Origin of the sequence: Alcaligenes sp. GCM10023179, assembly GCF_042653705.1 — a bacterium.
GTDB lineage: Bacteria > Pseudomonadota > Gammaproteobacteria > Burkholderiales > Burkholderiaceae_B > Alcaligenes > Alcaligenes phenolicus.
In genome coordinates this window covers 238,684-264,465 of record NZ_JBHSIQ010000006.1, presented here as the reverse complement: position 1 = coordinate 264,465, position 25,782 = coordinate 238,684, and the positions used below count along the sequence as shown (strand labels likewise).

Genomic DNA, 25,782 nt, shown 5'->3' with positions numbered 1-25,782 from the left:
CAAGCCCTGCTTTACGGATAATTCGCTCACTGTTTTCCACGCGCCAGACCGGCGCTGCCACAAGGATTTTCAATGTCGTCCGGTGACATACGCTCTGAAGTCAAGAAACGCCGCACCTTTGCCATTATTTCTCACCCTGACGCGGGTAAGACCACACTGACAGAAAAACTGCTGTTGTTCGCGGGTGCGATTCAGATTGCAGGTAGCGTCAAGGCCCGTAAAGCCAGCCGTCACGCCTCCTCGGACTGGATGGAAATTGAAAAGCAACGTGGTATTTCGGTGGCCTCCTCGGTCATGCAGATGGAATACCGCGACTGCGTGATCAACTTGCTGGACACCCCCGGTCACCAGGACTTCTCCGAAGACACCTACCGTGTGCTGACCGCCGTGGACGCCGCCTTGATGGTGATTGACGCGGCCAACGGTGTGGAACCGCAAACCATTCGCCTCTTGCAAGTGTGCCGAGCCCGCAATACGCCCATCATCACTTTCGTGAACAAGCTGGACCGCGAAGTTCAAGAGCCGCTGGATGTGCTGTCGGAAATCGAATCGCACCTGGGCATGGAAGTAGTGCCGTTTTCCTGGCCTATCGGGATGGCACGTCGCTTTGGCGGTGTGTTCAATCTGCGCGCCAATCATATGCGTGTGTTCAAGCCCGGTCAGGAACGTCATGGCGAGGATGAAATCATCCCCGGCCTGGACAACCCTGTGATTGCCGAACGCTTTGGCGAGCCCTTTGCAAAGGCTCAGGAAGAAATCGAGCTGCTCAATGCTGCAGCGCCCGAATTCGACCTGGACCTGTTCTTGCAAGGCAAGCAAACTCCTGTGTTCTTTGGTTCGGCCATCAATAACTTCGGTGTGCAGGAAGTGCTGGACGCCCTGGTTGACCTGGCGCCTGCTCCTGGCCCACGCGCTGCCTTGCAGCGCGAAGTGCAGCCTGACGAGCCCAAGTTCAGTGGTGTGGTGTTCAAGGTGCAAGCCAATATGGACCCTGCCCACCGCGACCGCGTGGCCTTTGTGCGCGTGAGCTCCGGCCACTTCAAACGCGGAATGAAACTGAAAGTGTCCCGTACCGGCAAGGAAATTCGCCCCAATAACGTGGTGTCCTTCCTGTCGCAACGCCGTGAGCTTCTGGACGATGCCTTTGCTGGCGACATTATCGGTGTGCCCAACCACGGCATCCTGCAATTGGGTGATGTGCTGACCGAAGGCGAAAACCTGCAATTTACCGGGCTGCCTTTCTTCGCCCCCGAACTGTTCCAGTCCATTGAGGTCAAAGACCCATTGCGCACCAAGCAATTGCGTACCGGCCTGACCCAGCTGGGTGAAGAGGGCGCCATTCAGGTGTTCCGTCCCCATATGGCAGGCGGCATGATGCTGCTGGGCGCGGTTGGCCAACTGCAGTTTGAAGTGGTGGCCCACCGCCTGAAAACGGAGTACGGTGTGGAAGCGCGCCTGTCGTCCAGCCGCTTCAATATGGCTCGCTGGGTAACAGCCAAAGACCCCAAGGACATGAAGAAGTTTATCGAGACCAACGCGGGCAATATTGCTTACGACGTGGTCGAGGCCATTGCCTTTTTAGCAACCTCGCCTGCGCAGTTGCGCGTGGCTCAGGAGCTGAATCCAGGCATTGAATTCCACGCATTACGTGAACATGGTGGACACGTTTTCGGGGATGCCGTCTAATTCTGTCACAAGAGCAGGGCCGACATTTCGCTACAATGACGGCTCTTTTCTTTTAATTACGCGCATCCGGCCGACCGGATTGCCCCTGATTCAACCGAGACATCGCTTATGCCCTGGCGTTTTATCATTGCTGTCTTGCTGCTGGCCGCAGGTGCTTCAGTGTGGGGCGGCCTGGAACTGGGGAACTGGCTAATCGCGCACGGCCCTGAAAAGTCCATGGCGGTCAGCACCCCCGACCCGTCAGACTTGCCTACGCTCGATGCCGATGGCAAACCCTTTACCGCGCAACCGCCGCAGCCTTTACCCAATGGTCGCCTGGGAGTGCCACAAGCACCCACCCCGATCGCTTGGGAAATCGACACGTCTACGCTGACGGAAGAAAAGCCACCTATTGCCTTGGCCACCACGTCCATTTCGCTGGAGCAGGCCATTCAAATTGCCATGACCGAGCAGAACCGGGAGTTGCAAGGGATTGCTCGCGTAAACCTGGGCGGCTCCGAGCCTATCCAGCCGGTAGATGTAGGCACGCCCCCACCACCGCCACCACAGGATATTCAAGTGGCCGGCAACAATAACGGTGCCTGGCAGGCACAACTGCAGCAAGAGTTGAATGCCTGTAGCCAAAAAGGCTTTTTCGATCGCCCAAGTTGTTCCTGGGATGCTCGCAACAAGTACTGCGGTCCGAACAATGCCTGGGGCAAGGTGCCTGGCTGCCCAAGCAAGTCCTTCTAAGCTGTCTGTAGTCGCTTCCCAGGCTACGCTGCCTTTGCAATTGAAGGCTTCGTATCCAAAGCAGGAAGCTGCCAAAGACAATAAAAAAGCACCCGTTAGTAACGGGTGCTTTTTTTTGGTCTGACCAAACAAAGACTTATTCGTGGTCGCCCATCTGCGATTGCAGGTAGTTTTGCAGGCCCACTTTTTCGATCAGCTCCAGCTGTGTACCCAGCCAATCGATGTGCTCTTCGGTGTCGTCCAGAATCTTCAAGAACAAATCACGCGACACGTAGTCGCGGGTGGACTCACAGTACTCGATAGCCTCTACCACGGTCTGACGGGCAGCCTGTTCCAGCTTCAGGTCACAGCCCAGCAGTTCAGGCACGTTCTCACCGATCATGATCTTGTGCATGTCCTGCAGGTTGGGCAGGCCGTCCAGCATGAAGATACGTTCGATCAGCATATCGGCGTGCTTCATCTCGCCGATGGACTCGTCATACTCGTGTTTGCCCAGCTTGTTAAAGCCCCAATGGTTCAACATGCGAGCGTGCAAGAAGTATTGATTGATTGCTGTTAGTTCGTTCTTTAGCTGCTTGTTCAGATGCTGAATTACCACTTTATCGCCAAACATGCTGTTCTCCTGTAAATCTGACGGCGCTCCCCCCAAGGAGCCGCCGAGCCCCCACAAATGCTGCTCACGCCACAGATCGCACGCAGGCGCGATGCAGGCAAAAACACAGTGGGGGATGAATGTGACAGGCTACCATGCACGCATGTGCCATGGCTTAAAAAACAGCTAAACACCCAGAAAGCGTTGCACTTTTGGGTTAGTAACAGGACCAATAACAATCATTCCCACTAGCAATAGCGGGAATGGAAAATCCTGATCAAAAACACGCGCTTAGGCGCGGCAAACAAGACGGCCGAACTCAGGGGCAGGGATCAGGCTGTCGTTGGCAGCGTAATCCACCCGGGCGGTTTCAAGACTGGCAATCATGGTCTGATTGGCATAGCGTCCGCCGGGCAAATAGTCCTGAGCCGTCTCCGCGCAACAGCCACAGCAAGACGCCACGCCAAGCTGACCTTGCAGGTCTGCCAGGCTGGAAGCGCCGCCACGTACTGCTTCTTGTACTTGACGCTCGGTGATCGCGTTACATATGCAGATAAACATGAGAACCATTATTATCAAGAATCTTGAAAATATCAAGAGTCATTCTCATTAAGAACTGTATTACACCGATAACGCCTTGGAAACGGCTTGCAGCCTGCCCTTGCGGTCTTGGTCTGAAAACGACAGTCGCATCAATTCTGCAGTAGATGGTCCATCAACAAGCGCGCGGCGGGCGACAAGCTATAGCGGCTACGCACGCACAAGGCCACGCGGCGTGAGGTCCAGGGCTCCTTGATCACGCACAAGGCCAGGCCCAGGCTTTGTACATAGGATTCGGCCACAGAACGTGGCAACACGCCAATTCCAAGCCCCGCCTCAATCATGCGGCACTGGGCATCGTAACTGGTCACCTGCACGCGGCAACGCCAGGTGCGCTCCAGCTCGCTGGCGGCGCGTAACAGCAACAGATTGGGGTGACTGCCGGTATGCATACCTACGTAGTCAAAATCCAGCGTGTCGGCAAAGGCCAGTTCTCCCCGTCCTGCCAAAGGATGGGTAGCAGGCACCAGCAACACCAGCTCGTCCTGGCGATAGTCGTAGTACTCCACCTCCGCACTGCCTACACCGCGTATCAGCACGCCCAGATCGGCATTGTTATCGGCCACCGCCTGGGCCACTCCCGCACTGATACGTTCCTCCAGCGACACCCGCACTTTGGGATGCCGCGCCATAAAGGAGCTCAAAGCCTGCGGCAAAAACTGCGTGATGGACGACAGGTTGGCCGCAATCCGCACATGCCCAGTGGCCCCGCCGGCAAAGTCGCGCATCAGCGCGCCCATGGCATCCATATCGTCCAGCAGGCGCTGGGACATGGCCGCCAATGATTTGCCCGCTGCCGTCGGATACACACCCTTGTTGCTGCGCTCGATCAGGGCTGCGCCTAGTTGCTGCTCCAGATCGCTCAGGCGCTTGCTGACCGCGGCAGGCGCAATATGAAACTGCTCGGCCGCCCCCGAGATGGTGCCGCGTTCCAGCACCAATAAAAACAGCCGTAAAGATTTGGGATCGATGTTCATAAGCCAGTATTCCATCCTAGGAAGGGCGGGTCGACAAGCACTCTGCCATCATCAATTGCGATAGCACCATCGCAATTTGACGCTGTACTCACGTCATTAGCGATGACAGACTACGCACATAATACGGAACCTGATTATTTAAGTCAGGAATAGAGAGTGAGGGGAGAAACAAGATGCGCGACAGCGACAATCTGAAAGGGGGCTTTGACGGCACCCTGCCCATGGGGCAACAACCGGCTTTGGTCGTTATCGATTTTCAACGCGGCTTTACCGAGCCTGGCTTGACGCCACTGGCCTCGAACTGCGACAGCCAGATCGAACAAACCAACACCCTGATTCGCGCCATGCGTGGCAAGGGTCGCGTTATTTTCACCATCATCGGCTACGAAGCCCATCTGGCCGACGCCAATCTGTGGCTGACCAAGGCCTCGTCCTTGCGCTGCCTGCTGCGTGGTTCGCCTGCCTGTGAGCTGGACCCGCGGCTGGACTACGACCCCGAACAAGACATCATCCTGTACAAGACCCAGGCTTCCGCCTTTTACGGCACGCCGCTGCCCGCCTTGCTGGCCCATCAGGGCTGCGACATGCTGATTGTGGCCGGTGCCACCACCAGCGGTTGCGTGCGTGCCAGCGTGGTGGACAGCTTGCAGTCGGGATTTGCCCCGTTCGTGGCTGAAGATGCGGTGGCTGACCGCTCGGCAGCCCAACATCGCAGCAATCTGATCGATATGGCCAGCAAGTACGCCGAAGTCCTGCCCTCGGCAGACTTGATCGCTCATCTACACACGCTTTAAACGCGCAACAAAAAAAGAAACCACAGGAGACTCTCATGAAAAAAGCCCTGACAGCGGCGATGGCCGCCTGCACCCTGGCGCTGGGCATCTCGCCCGCCCAAGCCCAAGAAGTTGAACTGACTTTCTCGACCTATTTGCCTCCGGCCTACGAGTACGCCTGGAAACCCATCGAGAACTTCGTTCAGACCGTGGAAAAAGAAAGCCAGGGTCGCATCAAGATCAACGTGTTCCATTCCGGTCAGTTGTTCGATGGCTACGAGGAGCTGCCAGCCTTGTCGCGCGGTGACGTGGATATCGTCAACATGACCAGCACGTACCCCAGCGGCACCGTGCCAGCGCTGAACATCTTTACCCTGCCATTCCTGTTTGACAGCACGTCCCACCTGAAGCGTGCCCTGGATCAAGGTCTGTTCAAGCTGGGTGCCGAGCAGGAACTGCGTGACACCCACGATGCCGTGGTGCTGGGCCTGGCTCCTTGGGATCCGTACGAGTTCTACAGCCGCAAGGCACCCATCAACTCCGCCGCGGACATCAAGGGCAAAGTCTGGGCATCCACCAGTTCCATGGACGCACGCGCCCTGCAACTGCTGGGGGGCTCGCCTACTGGCATGCCATCTTCCGAGCTGTACCTGGCCTTTGACCGTGGCGTGATCGACGCCACCCCACGTCCCTTGCTGACTGGCATTGGCCGCAACCTGTATGAAGTGGCCAAATATGTCTCCATCGCCAACTTCGGTATTGATGTGTCCGTGCTGACCATCAACCGCAAGAAATGGGAATCCCTGCCCCCCGATCTGCAAGAGATCATCAGCAAGGCCGCCCGCCAGCGCGACGAAGAACAGTTTGAACGCGTGAACGCCTTTGTAGGCCAGGCCCTGCAACGCTACGAGCAAGCCGGTGTGACCATCAACCGTGTTGAGCCCGCTCAACTGGCCGAAATGCGTCAGCAAACCCAAGCCGCCATTGATGAATGGAGCAAGCAGGTTGAGAACGGTCCCGCCTATCTGGAACTGATCGAGAAAACCCGCCAGCCCTGATCACGCGTGACTGCGCGCCGGACCACAAACCGGCGTGCATCCCTCGTGTGGAGACACCATGAATCCACTTATTCATTTTCTGGGCGCATTTGCGCGCGGTAGCAATCGGCTCGCCATTCTGGTGGCCGAAGTTGCACTGGCCGCTCTGATGATTGCCTGCACCTATGGCGTCATTGCACGCTACGTCTTTAATAGCCCCAGCATCTATATCACCGAAGTATGTGTGTATTTGCTGCTGGTCTGCTCCTGGCTGTCCATCGGCTGGGTTCACCTGGAAAACCGCCACGTCAGCGTGGAAGCCTTCCATATGCGCTTCTCGCCACGCGGCCAGCGCCTGGCCACTTGCATTTCGCAGCTGTGCATCTTGTTCTTCTGCCTGGTGCTGTTGTGGGCCGGTATTTCCGTGGTGGAAACAGCGATTGCCCGTAACTACCGCTCGGCCTCCATGCTGCGCTTCCCCCTGTGGATTGCCTACGGCATGATCCCGCTGGGCGGCACCTTGCTGGGCCTGGCTACCCTGCGCCAACTGTTCATTCCGAACAGTGTGGAATCCAACGACAGCATCAAGGAGTTCTGACATGGATTCCATGCTCATTTTCAGCCTGATGATGGCCTGCTTTGCCATCCTGATGGTTATCGGCACCCCCATTTTTGCCGCACTGGGTGTCGCCAGTATTTCCGGCATTCTGATGAAATCCGGCCTGGGCGGCCTGGACGTCATTCCCGCCACTTTGCACCGAGGCATGGCCAGCTATTCCCTGATCGCCATTCCGCTGTTCATTCTGATGGGTGAGGTCATTGCCCGCACCAGTATTGGCGGCAAGCTGTATCAGCTGTTCTATCTGTGGCTGAACCGCCTGCCCGGTGGTTTGGCTGTAGCCAGTGTGGGCAGCTCGGCCGTTTTCGGTGCCATGAGCGGGGTCAGCGTGGCGGGTGCCGCCACGATTGGTCGCTTTGCCATCCCAGAAATGCTCAAGCGTGGTTACTCGCCCAGCCTGTCTGGCGGCACGATTGCTGCGGCCGGTGCCCTGGCTTTGCTGATTCCACCCAGCATTGGCTTTGTGCTGTATGGCGAAATGGCGGATCAATCCATCGGCAAGCTGTTCATTGGTGCCTTGCTACCCGCCTTGATGGTCACCGTCATGATGGTGATCTATGTCGCTCTGGTTGCGATATTCAAGCCAGAGTCCGCACCGCGCAATTCGGAAGTCGTTACCTGGGCACAGAAACTGGCCGCCCTGAAAGACATCTGGGCTGCTTCCTTGCTGATTTTGCTGGTGCTGGGCACGATCTATCTGGGCATTGCTACCCCGACAGAAGCCGCTGGTATTGGTGCTGCAGGGGCATTCATCATTGCCATTGCCTACAAGGAAATGAACTGGCGCACGGCCTTGCAGATCCTGCGCTCCACCGCCGTCACCAGTGGCATGATTTTGCTGATTCTGGCCGCAGCGCTGCTGTTTGGCTACATCATGACCCGCTTGATGATTCCGCAAAAGCTGGTGGCCCTGATTACGGCATCGTCTCAGCCTGCCTGGGTCATTCTCCTGTTTGTGCTGTTGTTCCTGATTGTCGTGGGCATGTTCCTGGATATTGTTTCTCTTATCCTGATCACCACACCTGTTTTACTGCCTGTAATTGTGGCGCTGGGCTACGATCCATTATGGTTTGGCATTGTGATGATTATTGCCTGCGAAATGGCCGTCATTACGCCGCCGGTGGGTTTGAACCTGTATGTGATCAAGGGCATTGCCCCACAAATATCGCTACAGCAGATTACACGCGGGGCTCTGCCCTTTGTGGTACTGGAAATTTTGGCGATTGTGATTTTGACAATCTTCCCCGAAATCATTCTTTGGTTACCCAGAACGCTTTAAAAAATAAAACCCGCTTCATGCGGGTTTTTTTAATTTTCCATCCACGTTTTTTACGATGGCAGCATAATATTTGATTGCTTTTCTACTTTCTTTTTCTATCCCAGAATCAATAACTGGAGGAAACAGAAATGGATAAGAACAGCTTTACCGAACCCCCGCTCAAAGGCATCAAAGTCCTGGAGCTGGGTTCCTTGATTGCCGGCCCCTATGCCGGCAGCCTGCTGGCCCAGTTTGGGGCCGATGTCATCAAGATCGAACCGCCCGGCAAGGGCGACCCGCTGCGCCGCTGGCGGCAGTTGCACAAAGACACCTCCCTGTGGTGGCGCGTGCAAAGTCGCAACAAGCGTTCCATTGCGCTCGATCTGCGCCAGCCCGAAGGCCAGGAGATTGCTCGTGAACTGGCCCTGCAAAGCGATATCGTCATTGAAAACTTCCGCCCCGGCGTGCTGGAACGCTGGGGCCTGGGCTGGGAAACGCTGCACGCACTGAACCCACGCCTGATCATGGTGCGCGTCTCCGGTTATGGGCAGGACGGCCCCTACCACCGTCGTCCCGGCTTTGCCGCCATTGCAGAATGTATGGGTGGCCTGCGTTATGGCACCGGCTATCCGGATAGGCCCCCTGTACGAGCCGGTGTCAGCCTGGGCGATACGCTGGCTTCGCTATACGGCACTATTGGTGCGCTGCTGGCCATGCACCATCTACGTCAGGAAGGCGGGCAGGGGCAGATGATTGATGTGGCCTTGTATGAATCTGTCTTTGCCATCATGGAAAGCCTGATTCCAGACTATCAACTGAACGGTCATCAGCGCGAACGTACCGGGGCCAGCCTGCCCGGTATCTCCCCCTCCAACACCTATCCCACCGGCGACGGTAAATGGGTAGTGATTGCCGCCAATAGTGACGCGATTTTCATCCGTCTGATGCAGGCCATGAACCGTCCTGATCTGGCCAGCGATCCACGCTTGTCCGACAACGCCGGACGTGTAGAACACAGCGCCATGCTGGACCAGACTATTGGCGACTGGACAGGCGCCCGCAGTCTGGAAGAGGTACTGAGCGTGCTGGATCAGGCGGAAGTCCCCAGCGGCAGCATCTACACCGCCGCCGACATACTTGATGACCCGCATTACCAGGCCCGCGGCATGCTGGAGAAACACTCCTTGGAGGACGGCCAGGAACTGACCATACCCGGCATCGTCCCCAAGCTAAGCCGCAGCCCCGGTGCCACCCAATGGTTGGGGCCGGAGTTGGGTGAACACACAGACAGCATCCTGCAAGAACTGGGCATGAGCCCGGAGCGCCGCCAAGCTCTGCGTGAACAAGGAATCGTGGAATGAGTACCGTGTTATTAACTGATGTCACCTTGCGTGACGGCCTGCAAATTGTGCCACGCTGGGTGCCTACGCCGGACAAGCTGCGTATCGCGCAAGCACTGCCTCGATGCGGCGTGCGCAAGATAGAGCTGACGTCCTTTACCTCACCCAAAGCCATCCCATCCCTGGCGGATGCCGACGAGCTGGCTCGCCTGACCGCGCGCGCCCCCCAAGTCTGCTACACCGCCCTGGTTCCCAATCTGCGCGGTGCACAGCGTGCTTTAACGGCCAATATGGACGAGCTGAACTTTGTATTTTCGGCCTCTGAAGCGCATAACCAGGCCAATCTGCGCATGAATATTGCGCAATCACTGACCCAGCTGGAGCAAGTGCTGGAAGCGGCGGGCAAAACGCCAGTCAACGTGTCCCTGTCCACCGCTTTTGGCTGTCCCTTTACCGGCGCCGTCGCCCCCACGCACGTGATTGCACTGATGCAGCAAGTGCAGCGCATGGGAGCCAGCTCCGTCAGCCTGTGCGATACCACCGGCATGGGTTCGCCCGTGGATGTAGAACGCCTGACTCAGGCTGCCTTGAGCTTATATGGTGAACAAGGCGTCACCGGCCATTTCCATGACACCCGCGGGCTGGCTCTGGCCAATGCCTGGGCCGCATATCGCGAAGGAGGGCGTCGGTTCGACGCAGCCTTGGCCGGTTTGGGCGGTTGCCCTTACGCCCCCGGTGCCAGCGGCAATGCCAGCCTGGAAGATCTGGCCCATATGTTCCAGATCAGCGGTGTGGAAACAGGCTTGAATCTGGAAGCACTCCAGCCCTTAGCCGAAGAAATCGCAGCCCTGACGCAAGAGCCCATTCAAAGTCGCCTGCACAAAGCGGGACCCGCCTACGCCTTGAAGGTCTGCCAACCATGAGCACGGCCCGCACCCTTTTTCAAAAGCTCTGGGATGCACATCGCGTTGCGACGGTAGACGATGAGCATGATCTGATCTACATAGACCGCCAGTTGTTGTACGAAGTCACCAGTCCACAAGCCTTCGAGAGCTTGCGCTTGGCCGGACGCCAAGTGCGTCGCCCGGAAACTGCGCTGACCACGGTGGACCACAACGTGCCCACGCGCCGCCGCAATCAGCGTCTGGAAGACCCGTTGGCGCAGGCACAGATCGACCAGATGGAGATCAATAGCCGGGAGTTTGGCCTGCGCTACTTTGGCCTGGATGACGAGCGCCAGGGCATCATCCACGTGATCGGACCCGAGCAGGGCATGACCTTGCCCGGCTCCAGCATCGTGGCAGGAGATTCCCATACCAGCACGCATGGCGCGTTTGCGGCCTTGGCCTTTGGCATTGGCACCTCCGAAGTGGAGCATGTTCTGGCCACGCAATGCCTAGCCGCAAAACGCATGCGCAGCCTGCAGGTCGATGTGCAAGGTGAACTGCCAGCCACCAGCACCGCCAAGGATCTGATCCTGCACATCATTGCCCGCCTGGGTGCGGATGGAGGACGGGACTGTGCCATCGAATTTACCGGCCCCGCCATCCGGGCCTTGTCCATGGAAGGGCGCATGACCTTGTGCAATATGGCGATCGAAGCGGGGGCCCGTATTGGTCTGGTCGCTGTGGACGACAAGACTCTGGACTATGTGCGCGGTCGCCCCTTGGCACCGAAAGGAGAGGCCTGGGACAAGGCAGAGCAGTACTGGCGCACGCTGATCAGCGATGAGGGCTGCCAATACGATCAACACTTGCAGATCGACGCCACGCAGGTCGCCCCCACGGTTACCTGGGGCACGTCCCCCGATATGGCGGCAGCCATCGACCAGCTTGTACCTGATCCATTAGCCGCTGCCACGGGCAAACAGGCTGATGCTCAACGCGCCTTGAACTATATGGCTTTGCAGGCCGGCCAGCCGCTGGCAGGCATCACCATAGACCGGGTGTTCATCGGTTCCTGTACCAACGCCCGTATTGAGGACCTGCGCAGCGCCGCAGCCATGGTCAAAGGCAAACGTGTGGCCAGCACGGTGCTGCAGGCCCTGGTCGTCCCCGGCTCGGGTCTGGTACGTCGTCAGGCCGAGCAGGAAGGCTTGGACCAGATTTTTACGCAAGCCGGTTTTGAATGGCGCGAGCCGGGCTGCTCCATGTGCCTGGGCATGAACGAAGACCGCCTGAACCCGGGCGAGCGCTGCGCCTCCACCTCCAACCGTAATTTCGAGGGCCGGCAGGGCGCCTTGGGACGTACACACCTGATGAGCCCCGCCATGGCTGCTGCCGCTGCAATTGCGGGCCATCTTGTCGATATCCGTAACTGGGACGCCGCATGAACACACCTTTTACTTCCGTGCGCTCGCGCCTGATTGCGCTGGACCGCGCCAACGTAGACACCGACGCTATCTTGCCCAAGCAGTACATGACATCCTTGTCGCGCACTGGCTTTGGACAATATGCCTTCGACAACTGGCGGTACGCGGACATTGGCTACCCCGGCAAACCACTGGACGAGCGTGAACCCATCAACAGTTTTTGCCTGCATCAGCCGCACGTCCAGGGAGCCCAGATTCTGCTCGGACGCGAGAACTTCGGCTGCGGGTCCAGCCGTGAACACGCGGTCTGGGCGCTGAAGGACTTAGGCATTGCGGTGCTGATCGCCCCTTCATTTGCCGACATCTTCCGCAATAACTGCTTTAAAAACAGCATATTGCCCATCCAGATGGCTGCGGAGCAAATTGATGGTTTATTCACCACAGCCACACAAAATCCGTGGGATGAATGGACGGTAGATCTGGAGGCCTGCATGTTGATCGGTCCCAACCAGCACATCCGTTTCCAGGTGGAGCCTGAACGCCGCCACCGCCTGCTGCTGGCGCTGGACGATATCAGCGTGACAGAGCAAAAAATGGGTCAGATCCAGGCTTACGAACAACGGCGCCGGGAACAGGAGCCCTGGTTATTTAGCTAAGCATGATAGATAGAGGGGCAGCGGCGGAAGGGGACTTCTGCCGCTGCCTGCCTCCCGCCCTCGCAGTCGCAGTCGCAGTCGCAGTCGCAGTCGCAGTCGCAGTCGCAGTCGCAGTCGCAGTCGCAGTCGCAGTCGCAGTCGACAAGTATCGAAACACAGTTCCAGCCTGTTCAAGTCACAAATAGAAGAATTTCTTGAGCCGCTCCCTTATTAGCCAGGAGCCATCACCGCTCCCTTGCCTCCCCTTGCCAAACAAAGATCACCTGTTCTTGCCAAAACTGTTCCATGGGACGCACTCCCACCCTCGCGTCAGACGAGGCCTCTATTTTGCTCAAAAATCCCTCTGAAACCCTGATTCCGGCGCGGTTTCGGAGCGAAATCGACTACGCCGCCTCCTTATACCCATAAGTTTTTTAGGGTCGTTTTTATATCACAAAGGCGCCTAACTGCTTGAAGCACCTACAAGCAAATGCTACAAATGAAACATTAATGAGAATCATTTTTATTTATATTTAACTTACAGATCCATGCGCATTTCTCATCTTATTGGCCTGAGCCTGCTCAGCGCGGGCAGCAGTTGGGCTCAATCTTCCGATGCTCCCCCAGTTACATCTTTGTCCACCATTGAAGTCAAAGCCAGCGAATACATTGACTTGCCGCCCGCTTATGAAGGCAATCATGTCGCTACCGGCGGCAACCTGGGTTTGCTGGGCAACCGGGATGTCATGAACACTCCCTTTAGCACCATCAACTACACCAGCGACTACATCGAAGATCTGCAAGGTCAGGAACTACGCATTCTGATCAGCAAGAACGACCCTTCCGTGCAGACTCCCGGTGCAGGTGGAACGGGCGGCAAAGACACCATGTATATACGGGGTTTCCGTGCCGGTGACGTGTCTCTAAATGGTTTGCAAGGTTTGACCAGTGGCCGCCGCGTGATGGCCATCGCAGAGCGTTTAGAAATTCTCAAAGGCCCCTCTGCCGTGCTGAACGGCATGAATGCCAGCAATGATGTGGGCGGCTCAATCAATCTGGTGTCCAAGCGCGCCACGGATGATCCCATTAGCAACGTCACCCTGTCCTACATCCAGCCTTCCCAATTCGGGACGCATCTGGATCTGGGCCGCCGTTTCGGGGAATCCAATGAATTGGGCCTGCGCTTGAACGGCGTATTCAAGGACGGCGAGGGCGTGGTGGACCACCGCACCAATCGCGACAAGCTGATTTCTCTGGGGGCCGACTATCGCCTGGGCACAGTCAAACTGTCTGCCGACCTGTACCACCTGGAAGAATACATTTCCGGTCTGAACCGGGGCGTGCGGCTGGCCAAGGGGCTGGACAAGAACCCATTGCCCTCACCACCTAAAGGCAATGTCTTGCTGGGCGTACCGTGGGCGGCTGGCCTGACGCGTGAAACCACCGCACTGGTACGTGCAGACTGGGCTGCCAACGACAAGTTGGCCGTCTACGGTTCTGCGGGTTACAGCAAGTCCGAGATGAGCAACTACAACACCAAGGGCAGCACCTTGCTGAATGAGCAAGGGGACCTGAAACTGGCTGCGACCCGTCGCAACAATACTGGCTACAACCTGGCCGCCAATAGTGGCCTGTTCTACAACTTCGACACCGGCTCCGTGCACCACACCATCAGCGCCGGAGTGGACTGGAATCGCAAAAGCTCACGCAGCGACAACACCTCCATCAAAGGCTGGTCCGAGACCATCAATATTTACGACCCAGACTACCCGGCTCGTCCCTATGTCCCCATGAATGGGCTAAGTGCGCCTAACGTCAGCTATCTGTACAGTGCAGCGTTAGCCGATACCCTGTCTTTTGCGGATGGCAAATATCAGCTGACGCTGGGCCTGCGCCAGCAGTGGGTCAGCACCAAAGACAAAAGCGGCAAGAGCGACAACTACAGCAAGAATGCACTGACGCCCACCATTGCCGGTGTCTGGCAATTGCGTGACGACTGGATGCTGTACGCCAACTATGCCGAGGGTCTGACACAAGGAATGATCGTCGGTGACGACTACGCCAACGAAGGCCAGATCTTCGCGCCCCAGAAAACACGTCAATACGAAATCGGGATGAAGTACGACAGCGGGGATTACGCCCTGACAGCGGCCCTGTTCGACATCACCCAACCCAATAGCTACGAGAGCGCTGAACGTTTCAACGGCAAGCCCAACCTGAGCTACGACGGCCGTCAGCGCAACCGAGGGGTCGAAGTGCAGGTCTTTGGTCAAATTGCCGAGAACTGGCGTTTGACCGGTGGTATTGCCTACCTGGACCCCAAGATTCGCAAGGCCAGCAACCCGAGCAACGAAGGGCGTATGGCCGTGGGCCTGTCCCGCTGGGTCGCCAAGGCCGGAATTGAATGGGATACGCCTTTTGTTCAGGGCCTGACCTTGAATGCCAACCTGCACAGCCAGTCCAAGCAATATGCCGACGCCAGCAACAGCTACTACATGCCAGGCGTGACCACCTATGACCTGGGCATGCGCTACAAAACGCGCTTTGCCGGCAAGGAAGTGACCTTGCGCGCCAGCCTGGAAAACGTGGGTAATAAGGCCTACTGGGTCGTGCCCTTGAGCAATGGCCAAGGTTCGCCACGTACCTTCCTGGCTTCAGCCACCATGAAATTCTAAGTAGACCAGCGATCCCCCTGCCATCCAGTTCTCCGTCTGGCTGGCAGGGTCTAACTCCGCTTTTGCAGGGCCTGTTCATGCGTGTATGCAGGCCCTGTTTTTTTTGTTTTGACAGGTCTTGTCAGCTAAAACGGTGAGCCTCTGGGCCCACCAAGCATCTTTGAGCTGCTATGGCGTGTCGTCCCTAAACGCCAGCCGCCGCCCGCATCTTGCGTTGTGAAGCCGGTGCCAAACCTTCCGCTTCCCGGTACTTCGCCACCGTACGGCGCGCCAAAGTCAGGCCCTGAGCCTGCAAGAGGTCGGTAATCTGCTGGTCCGACAAAGGCTTGGCTGGCGACTCGTCACGAATCATCTGCGCGATCTGTGCCCGTACCGAAGCCGCCGACAGATCAGCCTTGCCATCAGCACTGGCCAAGGCCACGGTAAAGAACTGTTTAAGCTCCATCACCCCATGCGGTGTTTGCATGTACTTTTGCCGCGTTGCGCGAGAAATCGTGGACTCGTGCAAATCCAGCTCGGCTGCCAGATCGGCCAATTGCATGGGTTTGAGCGCCGACACACCTTGCGTGAAGAAGTCCTGCTGCATCTGCACAATCGCTTGGGCCACCCGCAAAATCGTCACGAAACGGCTGTTAACGCTGCGCAGCAAGCCGGTGGCTTTTTGGCGCTCTGCCAGCAAGGCAGGGTGCGCTTCAATTTCATAATCGTGCAGATTCACCAATTGCAGGCGCGGCACAGCCAGGGGATTCAAGGCCGCCTGCCAATTGTCCTTGCCGCGAATCAACAGCACATCGGGTACCACATAAGCCGAGACGTCCTGCGTCCAGGCCCGCCCCGGCTTGGGGTCCAGCTTCAAGACCAGATGATGGGCGCGCTCGACCAGCTCGGCCGAATAGCGGCCGGCACAGCGCTGACGCAACTGACTGGGAGAGGCCAGAATGCCGACATGCTCGCGCACCAGATAACGGGCGCAGTCGAGCAAGGCAGGTTCCAATTGCTGAGCCTGTTGCATCAGTTGCAAGTCCAGGCACTCGGCCAGATCCCGCGCACCGACACCGGCCGGGTCCAGGGACTGCACCTGGGCCAGCGCACAGCGCAAATCACTTTCATCAATATCCAGCTCGTCGGGCAGGCAGTCCAGCACCTCTTCCAGCGAGACGGGCAGGTAGCCGTTATCGTCCAGCTCATCGATCAATAACTGGGCCAAAGCGCGGTCACGGTCGCTCAAACGCAACAGTCCCAGCTGCTCGCTTAAATAAGCCGCCAGGTCCTGGGCAATGGCCGATTCGGGAGTCCAGTCAGGGTCGTCCGAATCCCCCTGATGCTTGGGAAACTCAAGGCTCGCCCACGAGGATTCCGCCTCGCCCGAAGCGGCTTCGGGCAATGGCTCGGCGGCGACATCCGTCTGCACGTCCAGACGTTCCAGCAAGGGGTTATCCAGCAAAGCCTGAGCCAACTCCTGCTCAAGCTCGGCCCCCGATAGCTGCAACACTTTAATAGACTGTTGCAATTGCGGCGTCAAAACCAGCGTTTGCTGCTGGCGTAAATCTAGTGACTGACGCGTAAGCATAGGTACAATCGTTTCCATGAAAACTGACAACGCCCAGACACCCACCGCCAACGATAGTCAGGCTCTGCGCAGCACACTGTTCAAGCTGTGCGCCACGGCCACTATTATCTGCACCGTAGTCACTATCGTGGTCGCCATTATCTGGTGGGACCTGCTCAACCGTCTTATCAGCTTTGGGCGTGGCCTGGATTACTCCGGCCTGCAGGCCTTGAGCATTCAAAACCTGGCGCTGATCAAGCAATACAACCCGTTTTTCTGGTGGACGGTAGTGGGCGTCATAACCCTCATTATTGCCTATCTTTTGTATGGCTTCGTACAAGGGGTCATGCGACGCAACCAGCAACGCATTATCGACGAGTCCACGGTGGCTCAACTAGCCCGATCACTCAGCCGTCCGGCCCGTGAAGTGATTTTGTGGTGCTGGCCCGACCAGCGCAGCCCGTTGACTGTGGGCGATTTACAACGAGCCCATAGCGAGTTGCGCTCCGGACGTTTTAGCAAAATCGAACTGGCCGAGCAGCAAAGCCGCCTGCTGCAAGCCGACTACGAACGTCACGAGCCACAAGCCTAAAGCTTGCCTTCCTGTTTTTTTTGTGTTTGACTAACGGTCATGACTCACGCACGCCAATTCTCCTACGCCTGCCAAGGTTTCAGCCCCGCCGCTGAAGCAGCCTTGTCGCGTTCCGTGCGTGAAGGCCGTTCTTCGGCCCCTGCCTCCAGCCTATCCCAGCTGCTACTACTAGCGTCCGGTTGCCGGGCCTAGTGTCCCGTGGCAGTTCGGCAGCCAATACTCAGCCACATCTACGTCATTTGTGCCGCCACCGGCCTACGTAAATGCTGCAATCGCTGGTGACGGCAAGAAGTAATCAACACTTTTTGTCCGACAGGTATCCCCATGGCAATGCTGAAAAACCCCTCTCAAAAGTATCGTCCTTTTGTCGCCTTTGATCGCGACTTCGCTGAACGCACCTGGCCTTCCAAGCGCATTACCAAAGCGCCCATCTGGATGAGCACGGACTTGCGTGACGGCAATCAGTCCCTGATCGAGCCCATGAACGTGGCTCGCAAACTGCGCTTTTTCGAGCAACTCGTCAAAATCGGTTTCAAGGAAATCGAGGTCGGTTTCCCATCCGCATCGCAGACCGACTTCGATTTCGTTCGCAAGCTGATCGACGAAAACCGCATTCCTGAAGATGTCACCATCATCGTCCTGACGCAGTCGCGCGAAGACCTGATCAAGCGCACGGCTGAAGCGGCTGCCGGTGCCAAACGCGCCATCATTCACTTGTACAACGCTTGTGCCCCCGCCTTTCGCAAGATTGTTTTCAACTTGAGCAAGGACGAGATCAAGGAAATTGCCTTGACCGGTACACGCCTGGTCAAGAACGAAGTGGCCAAGTATCCGCAAACCCAATGGGGTTACGAATACTCGCCCGAAGTGTTCAGCACTACCGAGCCCGAATTTGCTCTGGAGGTGTGCAACGCCGTCGTGAAAGCCTGGGGTCCAGCCGCTGACGAACGTGTCATCCTGAACTTGCCCGCCACCATTGAGGCCACCACGCCCAATATGTACGCCGACCAGATCGAATGGATGCACAACAATCTGGAACAGCGCAGCAACGTCACCTTGAGCGTGCACCCGCACAACGACCGTGGCACTGCGGTCGCTGCCGCTGAACTGGCTGTGATGGCTGGCGCGGACCGTATCGAAGGCTGCTTGTTCGGTAGCGGCGAGCGCACCGGCAACGTTTGCCTGGTGACCTTGGCCCTGAACTTGTACACCCAGGGCGTGGACCCTGAACTGGACTTCTCGGACATCGACGAAGTGCGTCGCACCGCCGAGTACTGCAACCAGTTGCCCGTGCACCCACGCCACCCTTACGCGGGCGATCTGGTCTTTACCGCTTTCTCCGGCTCCCACCAGGACGCCATCAAGAAAGGTTTGGCCCAGCAAAAAGCCGACGAAATCTGGGAAGTCCCTTACCTGCCTATCGACCCGGCCGATCTGGGCCGCAGCTACGATGCGGTGATCCGCGTCAACAGCCAGTCGGGCAAGGGCGGTGTGTCCTACTTGCTGGAACAAGAGCACGGTCTGGTCTTGCCACGCCGCATGCAAATCGAATTCAGCCGCGCCATTCAGCGCGTCACCGACTCTTCCGGCAAGGAAGTGACGCCTGCAGATGTGTACGGCATTTTCGAATCCGAATACCTGAACTGCAAGAAGCACTACAAGCTGCTCAAGCACAACATCATCAGCCAGCCTCACGCCGACAGCGGCCAGCAATTCACGATTGAAGTGGATGTGGAGCACGACGGCCAGGTTCGCACCCTGAAGGGTTCGGGCGAAGGTGCAATCTCTGCTTTTGTGAATGCCTTGGATCTGTCCATCAAGATCATGGACTACAACGAGCACGCCATCGGTTCCGGTGCTGAAACCCGCGCTGCCGCTTACGTGGAAATGCGTATCGGCGACAGCCCATCGGGCTTTGGTGTGGGCATCCACGCCGACATCGTGACTTCCTCCTTCCTGGCGATCTTGAGTGCGGTCAACCGCCACACCATCGCCCAGCAAGAAGCTGAAGCCACCACGGCTTAATACCGTCTTCATGTCGCGACTTGGGTGGTGATCCCACCCAAGCGCCCGCCCGGTTCACCATAACCGCGCCTGACCCGCTTTCGCAGCCCGGCTTATCGTCGCTCTGCCCGCAACCCGCCCACAAGGCGGGTTTTTCGTGGGCGGGCCATTAGTCTGTGGCCCCACACCGTAGATAAACCGGACTGGGCCAAGTCTGACCGGACTGGACCTGGTCAGCTTGACTAGCCCGGTTGGTTCGGCTGTTCGGCTGTTCGGCTGTTCGGCTGTTCGGCTGTTCGGCTGTTCGGCTGTTCGGCTGTTCGGCTGTTCGGCTGTTCGGCTGTTCGGCTGTTCGGCTGTTCGGCTGTTCGGCTGTTCGGCTGTTCGGCTGTTCGGCTGTTCGGCTGTTCGGCTGTTCGGCTGTTCGGCTGTTCGGCTGTTCGGCTGTTCGGCTGTTCGGCTGTTCGGCTGTTCGGCTGTTCGGCTGTTCGGCTGTTCGGCTGTTCGGCTGTTCGGCTGTTCGGCTGTTCGGCTGTTCGGCTGTTCGGCTGTTCGGCTGTTCGGCTGTTCGGCTGTTCGGCTGTTCGGCTGTTCGGCTGTTCGGCTGTTCGGCTGTTCGGCTGTTCGGCTGTTCGGCTGTTCGGCTGTTCGGCTGTTCGGCTGTTCGGCTGTTCGGCTGTTCGGCTGTTCGGCTGTTCGGCTGTTCGGCTGTTCGGCTGTTCGGCTGTTCGGCTGTTCGGCTGTTCGGCTGTTCGGCACCAGAGCGTAAAGCCAATGCTCGCGGCACAGTACAGATGGCTGTGCCAATATGCCTCTAAACGGCCAATCTCACCACACGGCGCTTGCCCCCTGTTTAGCCGCAATCCACTTGAAGACGGCTGAAGTCCTTGGCGCGCAGCTTGTCCTCTTCAATAAAGGCCATCAAGCGGGCACCATCTTGCCAGCACCAGTTCAACTCATCATGGGACTGCAAGGTCAGCAGTGAACGCCATGGCGACTGACTGGGATACTCGTCCTGCGTCGGCGTAGGGTCATAGCCCAGGCTGTCCCAAGAGGGGCGACCCAGCAGATAGTCGCGCGGCAAGTCGCCGCTTTCTTCCAGCTCCTCAAACCAGTCATACAGCTCGTCCATATCCACTGGCCAATCCTTGCGCAGCTCTTCATGGCGAGGAATATCAATGCAGTTTTCGAACAGCACTTCCCGACTTGCTGTACCCCAATCATGAGGGGCCTGAAGTTCTTGAAAATCAGTGGTGTCCGGCCAGTAAAAAGCCTTCAGATAGTCCTCATCGCGCCAGAAAATGACGTCTTCCTGATCCATACCGTAAAACAGCGACAGCAGCCCGCTCGTGGGCAAATTCGCTGGGCGATCCGGTCCTTCCGGCAGCTCCGCAAAATTGATCTGGCCGACAAATAAATATTCACCGTCCGGATGCTCGGGCCAAGTAAAGCCTGGAGGAACCATAGGTTGGCCACCAAAGCGGCTTTGCAAAGGCTGACCCTGGCCTTTCCCCAAACGGATCGCAATCGCCGGTTGCGCCAGGTCCAGAAAATACTGTTTATGCGCTTGCAGCACAGGTGAGGCATCAAGGTACTTTTCTAGCGTGTTCAGATCCATGGCGCTGGGAAGGAAGAAGTTGAAGATGGTGCAGGCAAGGATAAGGGTGTCACAGCACACACGGCAACCCTTGCCGAAGAATCAGAAAGAAAAAAAACCGGCCCAAGAGCCGGTTTTTGTTTGCCTTGCCGCAAATCAGTATGTGACCGCCAAACCCGGCAAATCCACAGTAACTTGCATGGAGCCCACCGCTTGCAAGCAATGGCGTGCAAATTCCTGGGCGCGCTCATCGTCTTGCGACAACAGCGTGTAACCCAGGGCATCGGCCACGCCCATAATCTTGTCCAGCAACAGCACTTTGCCGCTGGCCCGCAGGGGTTCACAGCCAAGCTCTTGCCAGGTGCGATCAAACCAGTCACGCGATTGCTTGCCGCTGTCCGCATCAATGGTTTGTATAGGAGTGACCAGCTCTATGTGCTGGCGAGGACTAAAGATCACAAGCACCATAGCGCTCATAGACGATCTCCGAAAAAAAATAGATCAACTTTGGAGCTTAAGCAAAGAAGGCCTGCCAAATTGTCGGCAGGCCGACATTCCAGGGACTACCAGGAGCTATCAGCCGGTTCCCACATCACCGGCACGCCAGTGTTATTCGCCTGGCGCAACATATCCAGCAAAGGATAGGCGCGTTGGCTGAAACTCACGGCCTGTGAAATCGGGTGTTCCTTTTCATCGTCTTCGTCCTCGTGGGGCGAATGCTTGTTTTCCCGGTCCTGCCCGATCGCTCGCTCAATATTGCCAATAGCTTCGGACAGTTGCTCTGCCGTGAACACGCCACGCTCGGGCAAACCATCAGGATAGGAACGCCCCGCGGCCCGGAGAATAGGCATGGCATGTTCAGAGAACATCAGAACATCGGCGGCGGCTTTGCTTTTAAAGACGACTAGCATACGGTTTCTCCTTATGGATCTTTGTGTTTCCGATTCGACTTTCAGGATACACACCCCTGCAAGATAGCAGGATTTTCCCCGTCTTGGAGAGTCCTTCATGCCTGCCGCGTTTCTGTCATGGTTAATCTTGCTCTTGACTACCTTGCCGTCCCTGGCCTGGTCACAAAGCTCGCTTGAATGCCCATTGCCTCCATCTTCCACCCGCTGCGCACCAGCGGCCGCCTTGGGAGAACAGGTCGAGCCCGCAACGGATATGGGTCTGCTCAATCCAGTGGATTTGCTCAGCGGACAAAAATACCAAAGTGATACAGACCTGCCGCTAAGTCAGGCCTGGCCTTTGCTGCAATTGCAGCGCCATTGGAATGGGCAAGGGCGAAACCCCACGCCGACACTTGGGCAAACTGGCTGGGCCTTGAATTACGACCTGCAATTGCGGCAGCAAGGCCATGCCTTGTTCATGCCAGATGGAAGGCAAACGCGCTTGTACCCACCTGCACAGCGGCAAAGTTCGGGCTGGTTCTGGCAAGGGCCGAATGGTTTGATTCTGCGGTTTGATGAGCAGGGCTGGTTAATCCATGTGCGTATATCTACTCAGCAGTGGCTGGATATAGAACGTTTTGCAGGTACGCATCCACAGGCGTATGCGGTTAACACTGTGCGTAATCATTTGGGCCAAGCGCTGGTGTTTGACTGGGAAAGCCAAGCGCAAAAGACGGTGTCGCTACCAGGGATGGAACAGAGCAAAGAACCAGGACAAAACCAAACTCAAGTTCAGGCATCAGGACAGGTTCAATCCCAAACTAAAACCAGTTCCCTGACCCATGTCACAAGGGCGGTAAGGGCAGCGGGAACGGCCGCAGTAGCAGCAGCGACGACGGAGGCAACTACGGCTACGGCTACGGCTACGGCTACGGCTACGGCTACGGCTACGGCTACGGCTACGGCTACGGCTATCAATATTAAAACCCCGGCCGGGCCGTTTCGCTTGCTTCTGGAACAGCAGGATCAACAAATCTGGCTGGCCAGCGTCAGCCGTCCGGACGGCATGCAACGTCTCTATCATCCAGCCCCCACACCTTGGTCGCACCGTTTGGGTGGCAGCAGCCTGCAAGCACCGGGGCAAGCCCCTCAGCCAATCCAACAATGGGAGTACGACGCCCAAGGCCGAGTCAATAGGTTGATCTCCCACGCCTTCAAGCAAGACTGGACGGCACGCTATGAGCCGGGTCTGAGCGAATGGTCCATAGGTACGGAGCGACATCGCTTCCATTACCGAGACCATCAAGGCCTGCAGCGGCTACAAAAACTGGAAAGCCGCTTGTGTAGGGACTGTCCGGCCCACAGCACGGAATGGCAATATGACCCACAAGGGCGCTGGTTGCAGGCCGGACCTTGGACAGCGCAACGCCGGGCAAATGGAACGCTCTCTCGACTGGAGAAAAGGCAGGGCGGCTGGGGAGCATTACGTTTGGAGCTGGATGAAAAAGGGCGCTTGCAAAGCTGGGCCACCAGCCAGCATGGAAGCGAAACACGGCGCTGGAACCCGAATGGCAAACTGACGTACCTCGAATATGCCGAAGGAGGCGCGCTCCAAATTCAATACGACCAACAGGGACGCCTGAGCAGTCTTGAGCATCAGCAAGGTCAGGACACTGAACGCAGTGAGCTGGACTGGCTCGGGCCTGGCGCGCTGCGTATTCGTCATCCCACAGAAACGCAATGGCTCAAATTGCGGGCCGGTTTACTACAAGAGCGCCGTTTGGAACGCCGCCATAGTCCCGGCCAACGCTGGACCGAGCGCTTTGAGTACGACGAGCAGCGCAAGCTGACGCGGCACACCCTGCCGGAAGGTGGCCAGCTACGCTATCACTGGGACAAAAGCGGACGATTGCTGTCTCTGGAGTGGATCAAGAAAACCGGGCAAAGCCAGACCGTGATCCACGCACAAGAGGTGGGCTATGCCTGGGGCAATGGCCTGCAACTGATCAGCCATGCGAACAGCACCGGGCAAGCGGTGGATTTGATGCTTTTGCAGCCGGATGGCAAACCTGCCTGGACACAAGCCCGCCGTCTGGATGCCCAAGGCAGGGTGCTGGAGGATCGTCATGAATACCCGCTGCTACAGCAAACCCGTCATTGGTTCTTGCACTACGACGCCCAAAGCCGGCTCATCGCTTTCCGCCAGGACCAGACAGAACCCGAACAGTGGCTGGCCTGGAGCCACAACGGTGGCCTTGCTGCACGCCACCCGAAGCCAGCCGCCTCCATTCAGCGTTCTCCCTCCGGCACGGCGAAAGCCGTCGGAAACCTGAATCTGGACTACGGCCCCAACCGTCGCTTGAAGCGTGTGCAAACAGCAAGCTCCACACTGGTCGAATACCGGCACGATGCCTTTGGCCAACGTATCTGGCGCCAGCAAGGCAATCAGGAGCGTGCCTTCTTCTTTCACGGCCAGCAATTAATGGCTGAGCTGGATTTACCAGCTACACCCGGCCAGCTCATTTCCCGGCGCTATCTGTATGCCGGGCTGACACCAATAGGCATGATTGTTTATCAGCCAGACGGACAAGGGCAGCTGTATTACCTGCATAGTGATTTGATGGGAGCTGTGCGGCTGATTAGCGATCAGCAAACCCAGCCGGTTTGGGCTGCCGACCTGAACCCTTTAGGACGGGCCGAGCCTTTGCTTGAAACCCTGGAATTCAACCTACGCCTGCCGGGGCAGTACGCGGAATCGGCTACCGGCTGGCACGACAATCTCTTGCGTACCTATCTACCCGATCACGGGCAGTATCTGGAAGCGGACCCGTTGGGGCCCTGGCCACAAACCCAGGCCGTGGGTTACGCACAGCAACAGCCTTTGCGTCATATTGATCCCACCGGCCTGCTCCTGTTCGCCTTTGATGGCACACGACAGGCTCCTATTACCAATAGCAATGTGTGGAAACTGTCGCAGTTGTATCAGGATGGGGCGGTGCATTACGCCGCAGGGCCGGGGGATCCAGTCACCCTGAACTGGGATGCACTGACTGCTTGGCGAGCGGGGCAGATTCTGGAGTCGCAATGGAACAATTTTCTGAATCGCATGCAGGAACAAGGCCCGGCTCCTAGCGCTGTACCCGTGGACTTGCTGGGTTTTTCTCGGGGAGCGGCATTGGCACGAGACTTTTCCAATCGAATTCTGGACCACGTGCAGCAGGGCTGGTTTGTGCTGAATGATCCGCAGCGCGGCGCCATCCGTGCCTGCATCACGCCCCGTTTTTTAGGGCTGTTCGACACCGTGGCCCAGTTCGGGCTGGGAGGCGGCAGCAACTCCCAATACCGCCTGGGTGTGTCTGACGCCTGGAGCTGGGTTGCTCATGCCGTCGCCATGCATGAACACCGCGCCTACTTCCCTTTAAGCGCCCTGGCAGAGGCCATGAACACCGTGGAAATGCCTTTTATCGGCGCGCACAGCCAGATTGGCGGCGGTGTGCTGCCGGATGAAAACGAAGAAACCATCAGCGATCTGGATAAGGTAGCGCTGGCCTGGATGCATTGGCAGGCCAGGGCGACGGGCCTGACGCTGGCGGAACTGGCGCACACCGACCTTAGCGTCCTTCACCCTGTATTACTGGACATGCGCCTGCCTGGGCTGCGACTGACGAAAGGCAGTTTGCGGGGTGTGGACTATCACGGAGCGGGTCGAAACCTGATGTATCAGGACCTGCATCCACGTCTGGGGCAGGCTACCCAACAATCCATTGAAACCGTGATCAAACGCCATAACAGCTGGCGCATCCGTCCCGGAAATCAAGTGGGTTGGGTAGACATGGACGCTTACGATACGTGGTTACATAACCACCTGGGATGGGAGCGCTAGGCTTCTTGAAAAGAATTTGGCGTCAAATCACG

At 57.5% G+C, this 25,782-nt stretch carries 23 protein-coding genes; 16 read left to right on the top strand and 7 right to left on the bottom strand.

Features of this window, described 5'->3' with window-relative positions; translation table 11 throughout:
- The first annotated feature begins 72 nt into the window (after positions 1–72).
- Both ACFPDR_RS18215 and ACFPDR_RS18210 read left to right on the top strand, forming a co-directional pair.
- The gene (locus ACFPDR_RS18215) at positions 73–1,686 is read left to right on the top strand and encodes a peptide chain release factor 3 (protein WP_035268647.1); all 1,614 of its coding nucleotides are present in this window, start codon (positions 73–75) and stop codon (positions 1,684–1,686) included.
- Positions 1,687–1,794: 108 nt separating this feature from the next.
- The gene (locus ACFPDR_RS18210; RefSeq protein WP_009460251.1) at positions 1,795–2,418 is read left to right on the top strand and encodes a hypothetical protein; all 624 of its coding nucleotides are present in this window, start codon (positions 1,795–1,797) and stop codon (positions 2,416–2,418) included.
- Positions 2,419–2,554: 136 nt separating this feature from the next.
- Here the strand turns inward: ACFPDR_RS18210 and bfr are convergent, their stop codons facing one another.
- The 3 genes from bfr to ACFPDR_RS18195 form a co-directional block, all read right to left on the bottom strand.
- Positions 2,555–3,031 carry a bacterioferritin gene (gene bfr, locus ACFPDR_RS18205; protein WP_009460252.1) on the bottom strand — a complete coding sequence of 159 codons (477 nt, stop codon included), beginning with the start codon at positions 3,029–3,031 and terminating at the stop codon, positions 2,555–2,557.
- A gap of 270 nt (positions 3,032–3,301) precedes the next feature.
- Positions 3,302–3,571, bottom strand: coding sequence for a (2Fe-2S)-binding protein (locus tag ACFPDR_RS18200; protein WP_009460253.1), 270 nt, complete (start codon positions 3,569–3,571; stop codon positions 3,302–3,304).
- Positions 3,572–3,702: 131 nt separating this feature from the next.
- Positions 3,703–4,587, bottom strand: a complete 885-nt coding sequence (locus ACFPDR_RS18195) for a LysR family transcriptional regulator (RefSeq protein WP_026483843.1) — start codon at positions 4,585–4,587, stop codon at positions 3,703–3,705.
- 173 nt (positions 4,588–4,760) lie between these two features.
- Here ACFPDR_RS18195 and ACFPDR_RS18190 point away from each other — a divergent pair, with 173 nt between their 5' ends.
- The 9 genes from ACFPDR_RS18190 (at position 4,761) to ACFPDR_RS18150 (ending at position 15,235) form a co-directional block, all read left to right on the top strand.
- Complete coding sequence (locus ACFPDR_RS18190; protein WP_026483844.1) at positions 4,761–5,381, top strand: isochorismatase family protein; 621 nt, start codon at positions 4,761–4,763, stop codon at positions 5,379–5,381.
- Positions 5,382–5,416: 35 nt separating this feature from the next.
- Entirely contained in the window at positions 5,417–6,418 is a 1,002-nt protein-coding gene (locus ACFPDR_RS18185; protein ID WP_376911729.1) for a TRAP transporter substrate-binding protein, read from the top strand.
- A gap of 58 nt (positions 6,419–6,476) precedes the next feature.
- A complete protein-coding gene (locus ACFPDR_RS18180; protein ID WP_026483845.1) occupies positions 6,477–6,995 on the top strand; it encodes a TRAP transporter small permease in 519 nt (172 codons plus the stop codon).
- 1 nt (position 6,996) lies between these two features.
- The gene (locus tag ACFPDR_RS18175; protein ID WP_302357678.1) at positions 6,997–8,295 is read left to right on the top strand and encodes a TRAP transporter large permease; all 1,299 of its coding nucleotides are present in this window, start codon (positions 6,997–6,999) and stop codon (positions 8,293–8,295) included.
- 128 nt (positions 8,296–8,423) lie between these two features.
- Positions 8,424–9,635: a CaiB/BaiF CoA transferase family protein gene (locus tag ACFPDR_RS18170; protein ID WP_376911728.1), complete on the top strand. Its 1,212-nt coding sequence runs from the start codon at positions 8,424–8,426 to the stop codon at positions 9,633–9,635.
- Entirely contained in the window at positions 9,632–10,537 is a 906-nt protein-coding gene (locus tag ACFPDR_RS18165; RefSeq protein ID WP_203145218.1) for a hydroxymethylglutaryl-CoA lyase, read from the top strand. The genes ACFPDR_RS18170 and ACFPDR_RS18165 overlap by 4 nt, the downstream gene beginning before the upstream one ends.
- The gene (gene leuC / locus ACFPDR_RS18160; protein WP_376911727.1) at positions 10,534–11,946 is read left to right on the top strand and encodes a 3-isopropylmalate dehydratase large subunit; all 1,413 of its coding nucleotides are present in this window, start codon (positions 10,534–10,536) and stop codon (positions 11,944–11,946) included. The genes ACFPDR_RS18165 and leuC overlap by 4 nt, the downstream gene beginning before the upstream one ends.
- A complete protein-coding gene (gene leuD / locus ACFPDR_RS18155) occupies positions 11,943–12,581 on the top strand; it encodes a 3-isopropylmalate dehydratase small subunit (RefSeq protein ID WP_376911726.1) in 639 nt (212 codons plus the stop codon). Before leuC ends, leuD begins: the two co-directional genes overlap by 4 nt.
- 527 nt (positions 12,582–13,108) lie before the next feature.
- Positions 13,109–15,235, top strand: coding sequence for a TonB-dependent receptor (locus ACFPDR_RS18150; RefSeq protein ID WP_060186555.1), 2,127 nt, complete (start codon positions 13,109–13,111; stop codon positions 15,233–15,235).
- 184 nt (positions 15,236–15,419) lie between these two features.
- On the opposite strand, the gene rpoN is transcribed toward ACFPDR_RS18150, so the two are convergent.
- The gene (rpoN, locus tag ACFPDR_RS18145) at positions 15,420–16,805 is read right to left on the bottom strand and encodes an RNA polymerase factor sigma-54 (protein WP_009460262.1); all 1,386 of its coding nucleotides are present in this window, start codon (positions 16,803–16,805) and stop codon (positions 15,420–15,422) included.
- A 16-nt stretch (positions 16,806–16,821) separates the two neighbouring features.
- On the opposite strand from rpoN, the gene ACFPDR_RS18140 reads away from it, so the two are divergent.
- From ACFPDR_RS18140 to ACFPDR_RS18125, 4 genes are all read left to right on the top strand, one after another.
- Positions 16,822–17,376, top strand: a complete 555-nt coding sequence (locus tag ACFPDR_RS18140; RefSeq protein WP_009460264.1) for a hypothetical protein — start codon at positions 16,822–16,824, stop codon at positions 17,374–17,376.
- A 39-nt stretch (positions 17,377–17,415) separates the two neighbouring features.
- A complete protein-coding gene (locus ACFPDR_RS18135; RefSeq protein WP_155624357.1) occupies positions 17,416–17,568 on the top strand; it encodes a hypothetical protein in 153 nt (50 codons plus the stop codon).
- Between the two features lie 138 nt (positions 17,569–17,706).
- A complete protein-coding gene (leuA, locus tag ACFPDR_RS18130) occupies positions 17,707–19,401 on the top strand; it encodes a 2-isopropylmalate synthase (protein ID WP_035269943.1) in 1,695 nt (564 codons plus the stop codon).
- Positions 19,402–19,618: 217 nt separating this feature from the next.
- Positions 19,619–20,149 carry a hypothetical protein gene (locus tag ACFPDR_RS18125; RefSeq protein ID WP_376911723.1) on the top strand — a complete coding sequence of 177 codons (531 nt, stop codon included), beginning with the start codon at positions 19,619–19,621 and terminating at the stop codon, positions 20,147–20,149.
- 84 nt (positions 20,150–20,233) lie between these two features.
- Here ACFPDR_RS18125 and ACFPDR_RS18120 read toward each other — a convergent pair whose 3' ends face one another.
- The 3 genes from ACFPDR_RS18120 to ACFPDR_RS18110 all read right to left on the bottom strand — a co-directional run bounded on the left by ACFPDR_RS18120 (position 20,234) and on the right by ACFPDR_RS18110 (position 21,888).
- On the bottom strand, positions 20,234–20,998 hold the full coding sequence (locus ACFPDR_RS18120) for a YwqG family protein (protein ID WP_203145222.1): 765 nt from the start codon (positions 20,996–20,998) through the stop codon (positions 20,234–20,236).
- Positions 20,999–21,133: 135 nt separating this feature from the next.
- Entirely contained in the window at positions 21,134–21,454 is a 321-nt protein-coding gene (locus ACFPDR_RS18115; protein ID WP_009463574.1) for a hypothetical protein, read from the bottom strand.
- An 86-nt stretch (positions 21,455–21,540) separates the two neighbouring features.
- A complete protein-coding gene (locus ACFPDR_RS18110; RefSeq protein WP_009463576.1) occupies positions 21,541–21,888 on the bottom strand; it encodes a DUF1840 domain-containing protein in 348 nt (115 codons plus the stop codon).
- A 97-nt stretch (positions 21,889–21,985) separates the two neighbouring features.
- On the opposite strand from ACFPDR_RS18110, the gene ACFPDR_RS18105 reads away from it, so the two are divergent.
- Positions 21,986–25,750 (top strand): phospholipase effector Tle1 domain-containing protein, encoded by a 3,765-nt coding sequence (locus tag ACFPDR_RS18105; RefSeq protein WP_376911721.1) that lies wholly within the window; start codon positions 21,986–21,988, stop codon positions 25,748–25,750.
- Positions 25,751–25,782: the final 32 nt, after the last annotated feature.

What these genes read in the sequence shown, in the direction of transcription:
- ACFPDR_RS18215 (WP_035268647.1), top strand. Translation starts at nt 73, where the DNA reads ATGTCGTCCGGTGACATACGCTCTGAAGTCAAGAAACGCCGCACCTTT.
- ACFPDR_RS18210 (WP_009460251.1), top strand. Translation starts at nt 1,795, where the DNA reads ATGCCCTGGCGTTTTATCATTGCTGTCTTGCTGCTGGCCGCAGGTGCT.
- bfr (WP_009460252.1), bottom strand. Translation starts at nt 3,031, where the DNA reads ATGTTTGGCGATAAAGTGGTAATTCAGCATCTGAACAAGCAGCTAAAG.
- ACFPDR_RS18200 (WP_009460253.1), bottom strand. Translation starts at nt 3,571, where the DNA reads ATGTTTATCTGCATATGTAACGCGATCACCGAGCGTCAAGTACAAGAA.
- ACFPDR_RS18195 (WP_026483843.1), bottom strand. Translation starts at nt 4,587, where the DNA reads ATGAACATCGATCCCAAATCTTTACGGCTGTTTTTATTGGTGCTGGAA.
- ACFPDR_RS18190 (WP_026483844.1), top strand. Translation starts at nt 4,761, where the DNA reads ATGCGCGACAGCGACAATCTGAAAGGGGGCTTTGACGGCACCCTGCCC.
- ACFPDR_RS18185 (WP_376911729.1), top strand. Translation starts at nt 5,417, where the DNA reads ATGAAAAAAGCCCTGACAGCGGCGATGGCCGCCTGCACCCTGGCGCTG.
- ACFPDR_RS18180 (WP_026483845.1), top strand. Translation starts at nt 6,477, where the DNA reads ATGAATCCACTTATTCATTTTCTGGGCGCATTTGCGCGCGGTAGCAAT.
- ACFPDR_RS18175 (WP_302357678.1), top strand. Translation starts at nt 6,997, where the DNA reads ATGGATTCCATGCTCATTTTCAGCCTGATGATGGCCTGCTTTGCCATC.
- ACFPDR_RS18170 (WP_376911728.1), top strand. Translation starts at nt 8,424, where the DNA reads ATGGATAAGAACAGCTTTACCGAACCCCCGCTCAAAGGCATCAAAGTC.
- ACFPDR_RS18165 (WP_203145218.1), top strand. Translation starts at nt 9,632, where the DNA reads ATGAGTACCGTGTTATTAACTGATGTCACCTTGCGTGACGGCCTGCAA.
- leuC (WP_376911727.1), top strand. Translation starts at nt 10,534, where the DNA reads ATGAGCACGGCCCGCACCCTTTTTCAAAAGCTCTGGGATGCACATCGC.
- leuD (WP_376911726.1), top strand. Translation starts at nt 11,943, where the DNA reads ATGAACACACCTTTTACTTCCGTGCGCTCGCGCCTGATTGCGCTGGAC.
- ACFPDR_RS18150 (WP_060186555.1), top strand. Translation starts at nt 13,109, where the DNA reads ATGCGCATTTCTCATCTTATTGGCCTGAGCCTGCTCAGCGCGGGCAGC.
- rpoN (WP_009460262.1), bottom strand. Translation starts at nt 16,805, where the DNA reads ATGCTTACGCGTCAGTCACTAGATTTACGCCAGCAGCAAACGCTGGTT.
- ACFPDR_RS18140 (WP_009460264.1), top strand. Translation starts at nt 16,822, where the DNA reads ATGAAAACTGACAACGCCCAGACACCCACCGCCAACGATAGTCAGGCT.
- ACFPDR_RS18135 (WP_155624357.1), top strand. Translation starts at nt 17,416, where the DNA reads ATGACTCACGCACGCCAATTCTCCTACGCCTGCCAAGGTTTCAGCCCC.
- leuA (WP_035269943.1), top strand. Translation starts at nt 17,707, where the DNA reads ATGCTGAAAAACCCCTCTCAAAAGTATCGTCCTTTTGTCGCCTTTGAT.
- ACFPDR_RS18120 (WP_203145222.1), bottom strand. Translation starts at nt 20,998, where the DNA reads ATGGATCTGAACACGCTAGAAAAGTACCTTGATGCCTCACCTGTGCTG.
- ACFPDR_RS18115 (WP_009463574.1), bottom strand. Translation starts at nt 21,454, where the DNA reads ATGAGCGCTATGGTGCTTGTGATCTTTAGTCCTCGCCAGCACATAGAG.
- ACFPDR_RS18110 (WP_009463576.1), bottom strand. Translation starts at nt 21,888, where the DNA reads ATGCTAGTCGTCTTTAAAAGCAAAGCCGCCGCCGATGTTCTGATGTTC.
- ACFPDR_RS18105 (WP_376911721.1), top strand. Translation starts at nt 21,986, where the DNA reads ATGCCTGCCGCGTTTCTGTCATGGTTAATCTTGCTCTTGACTACCTTG.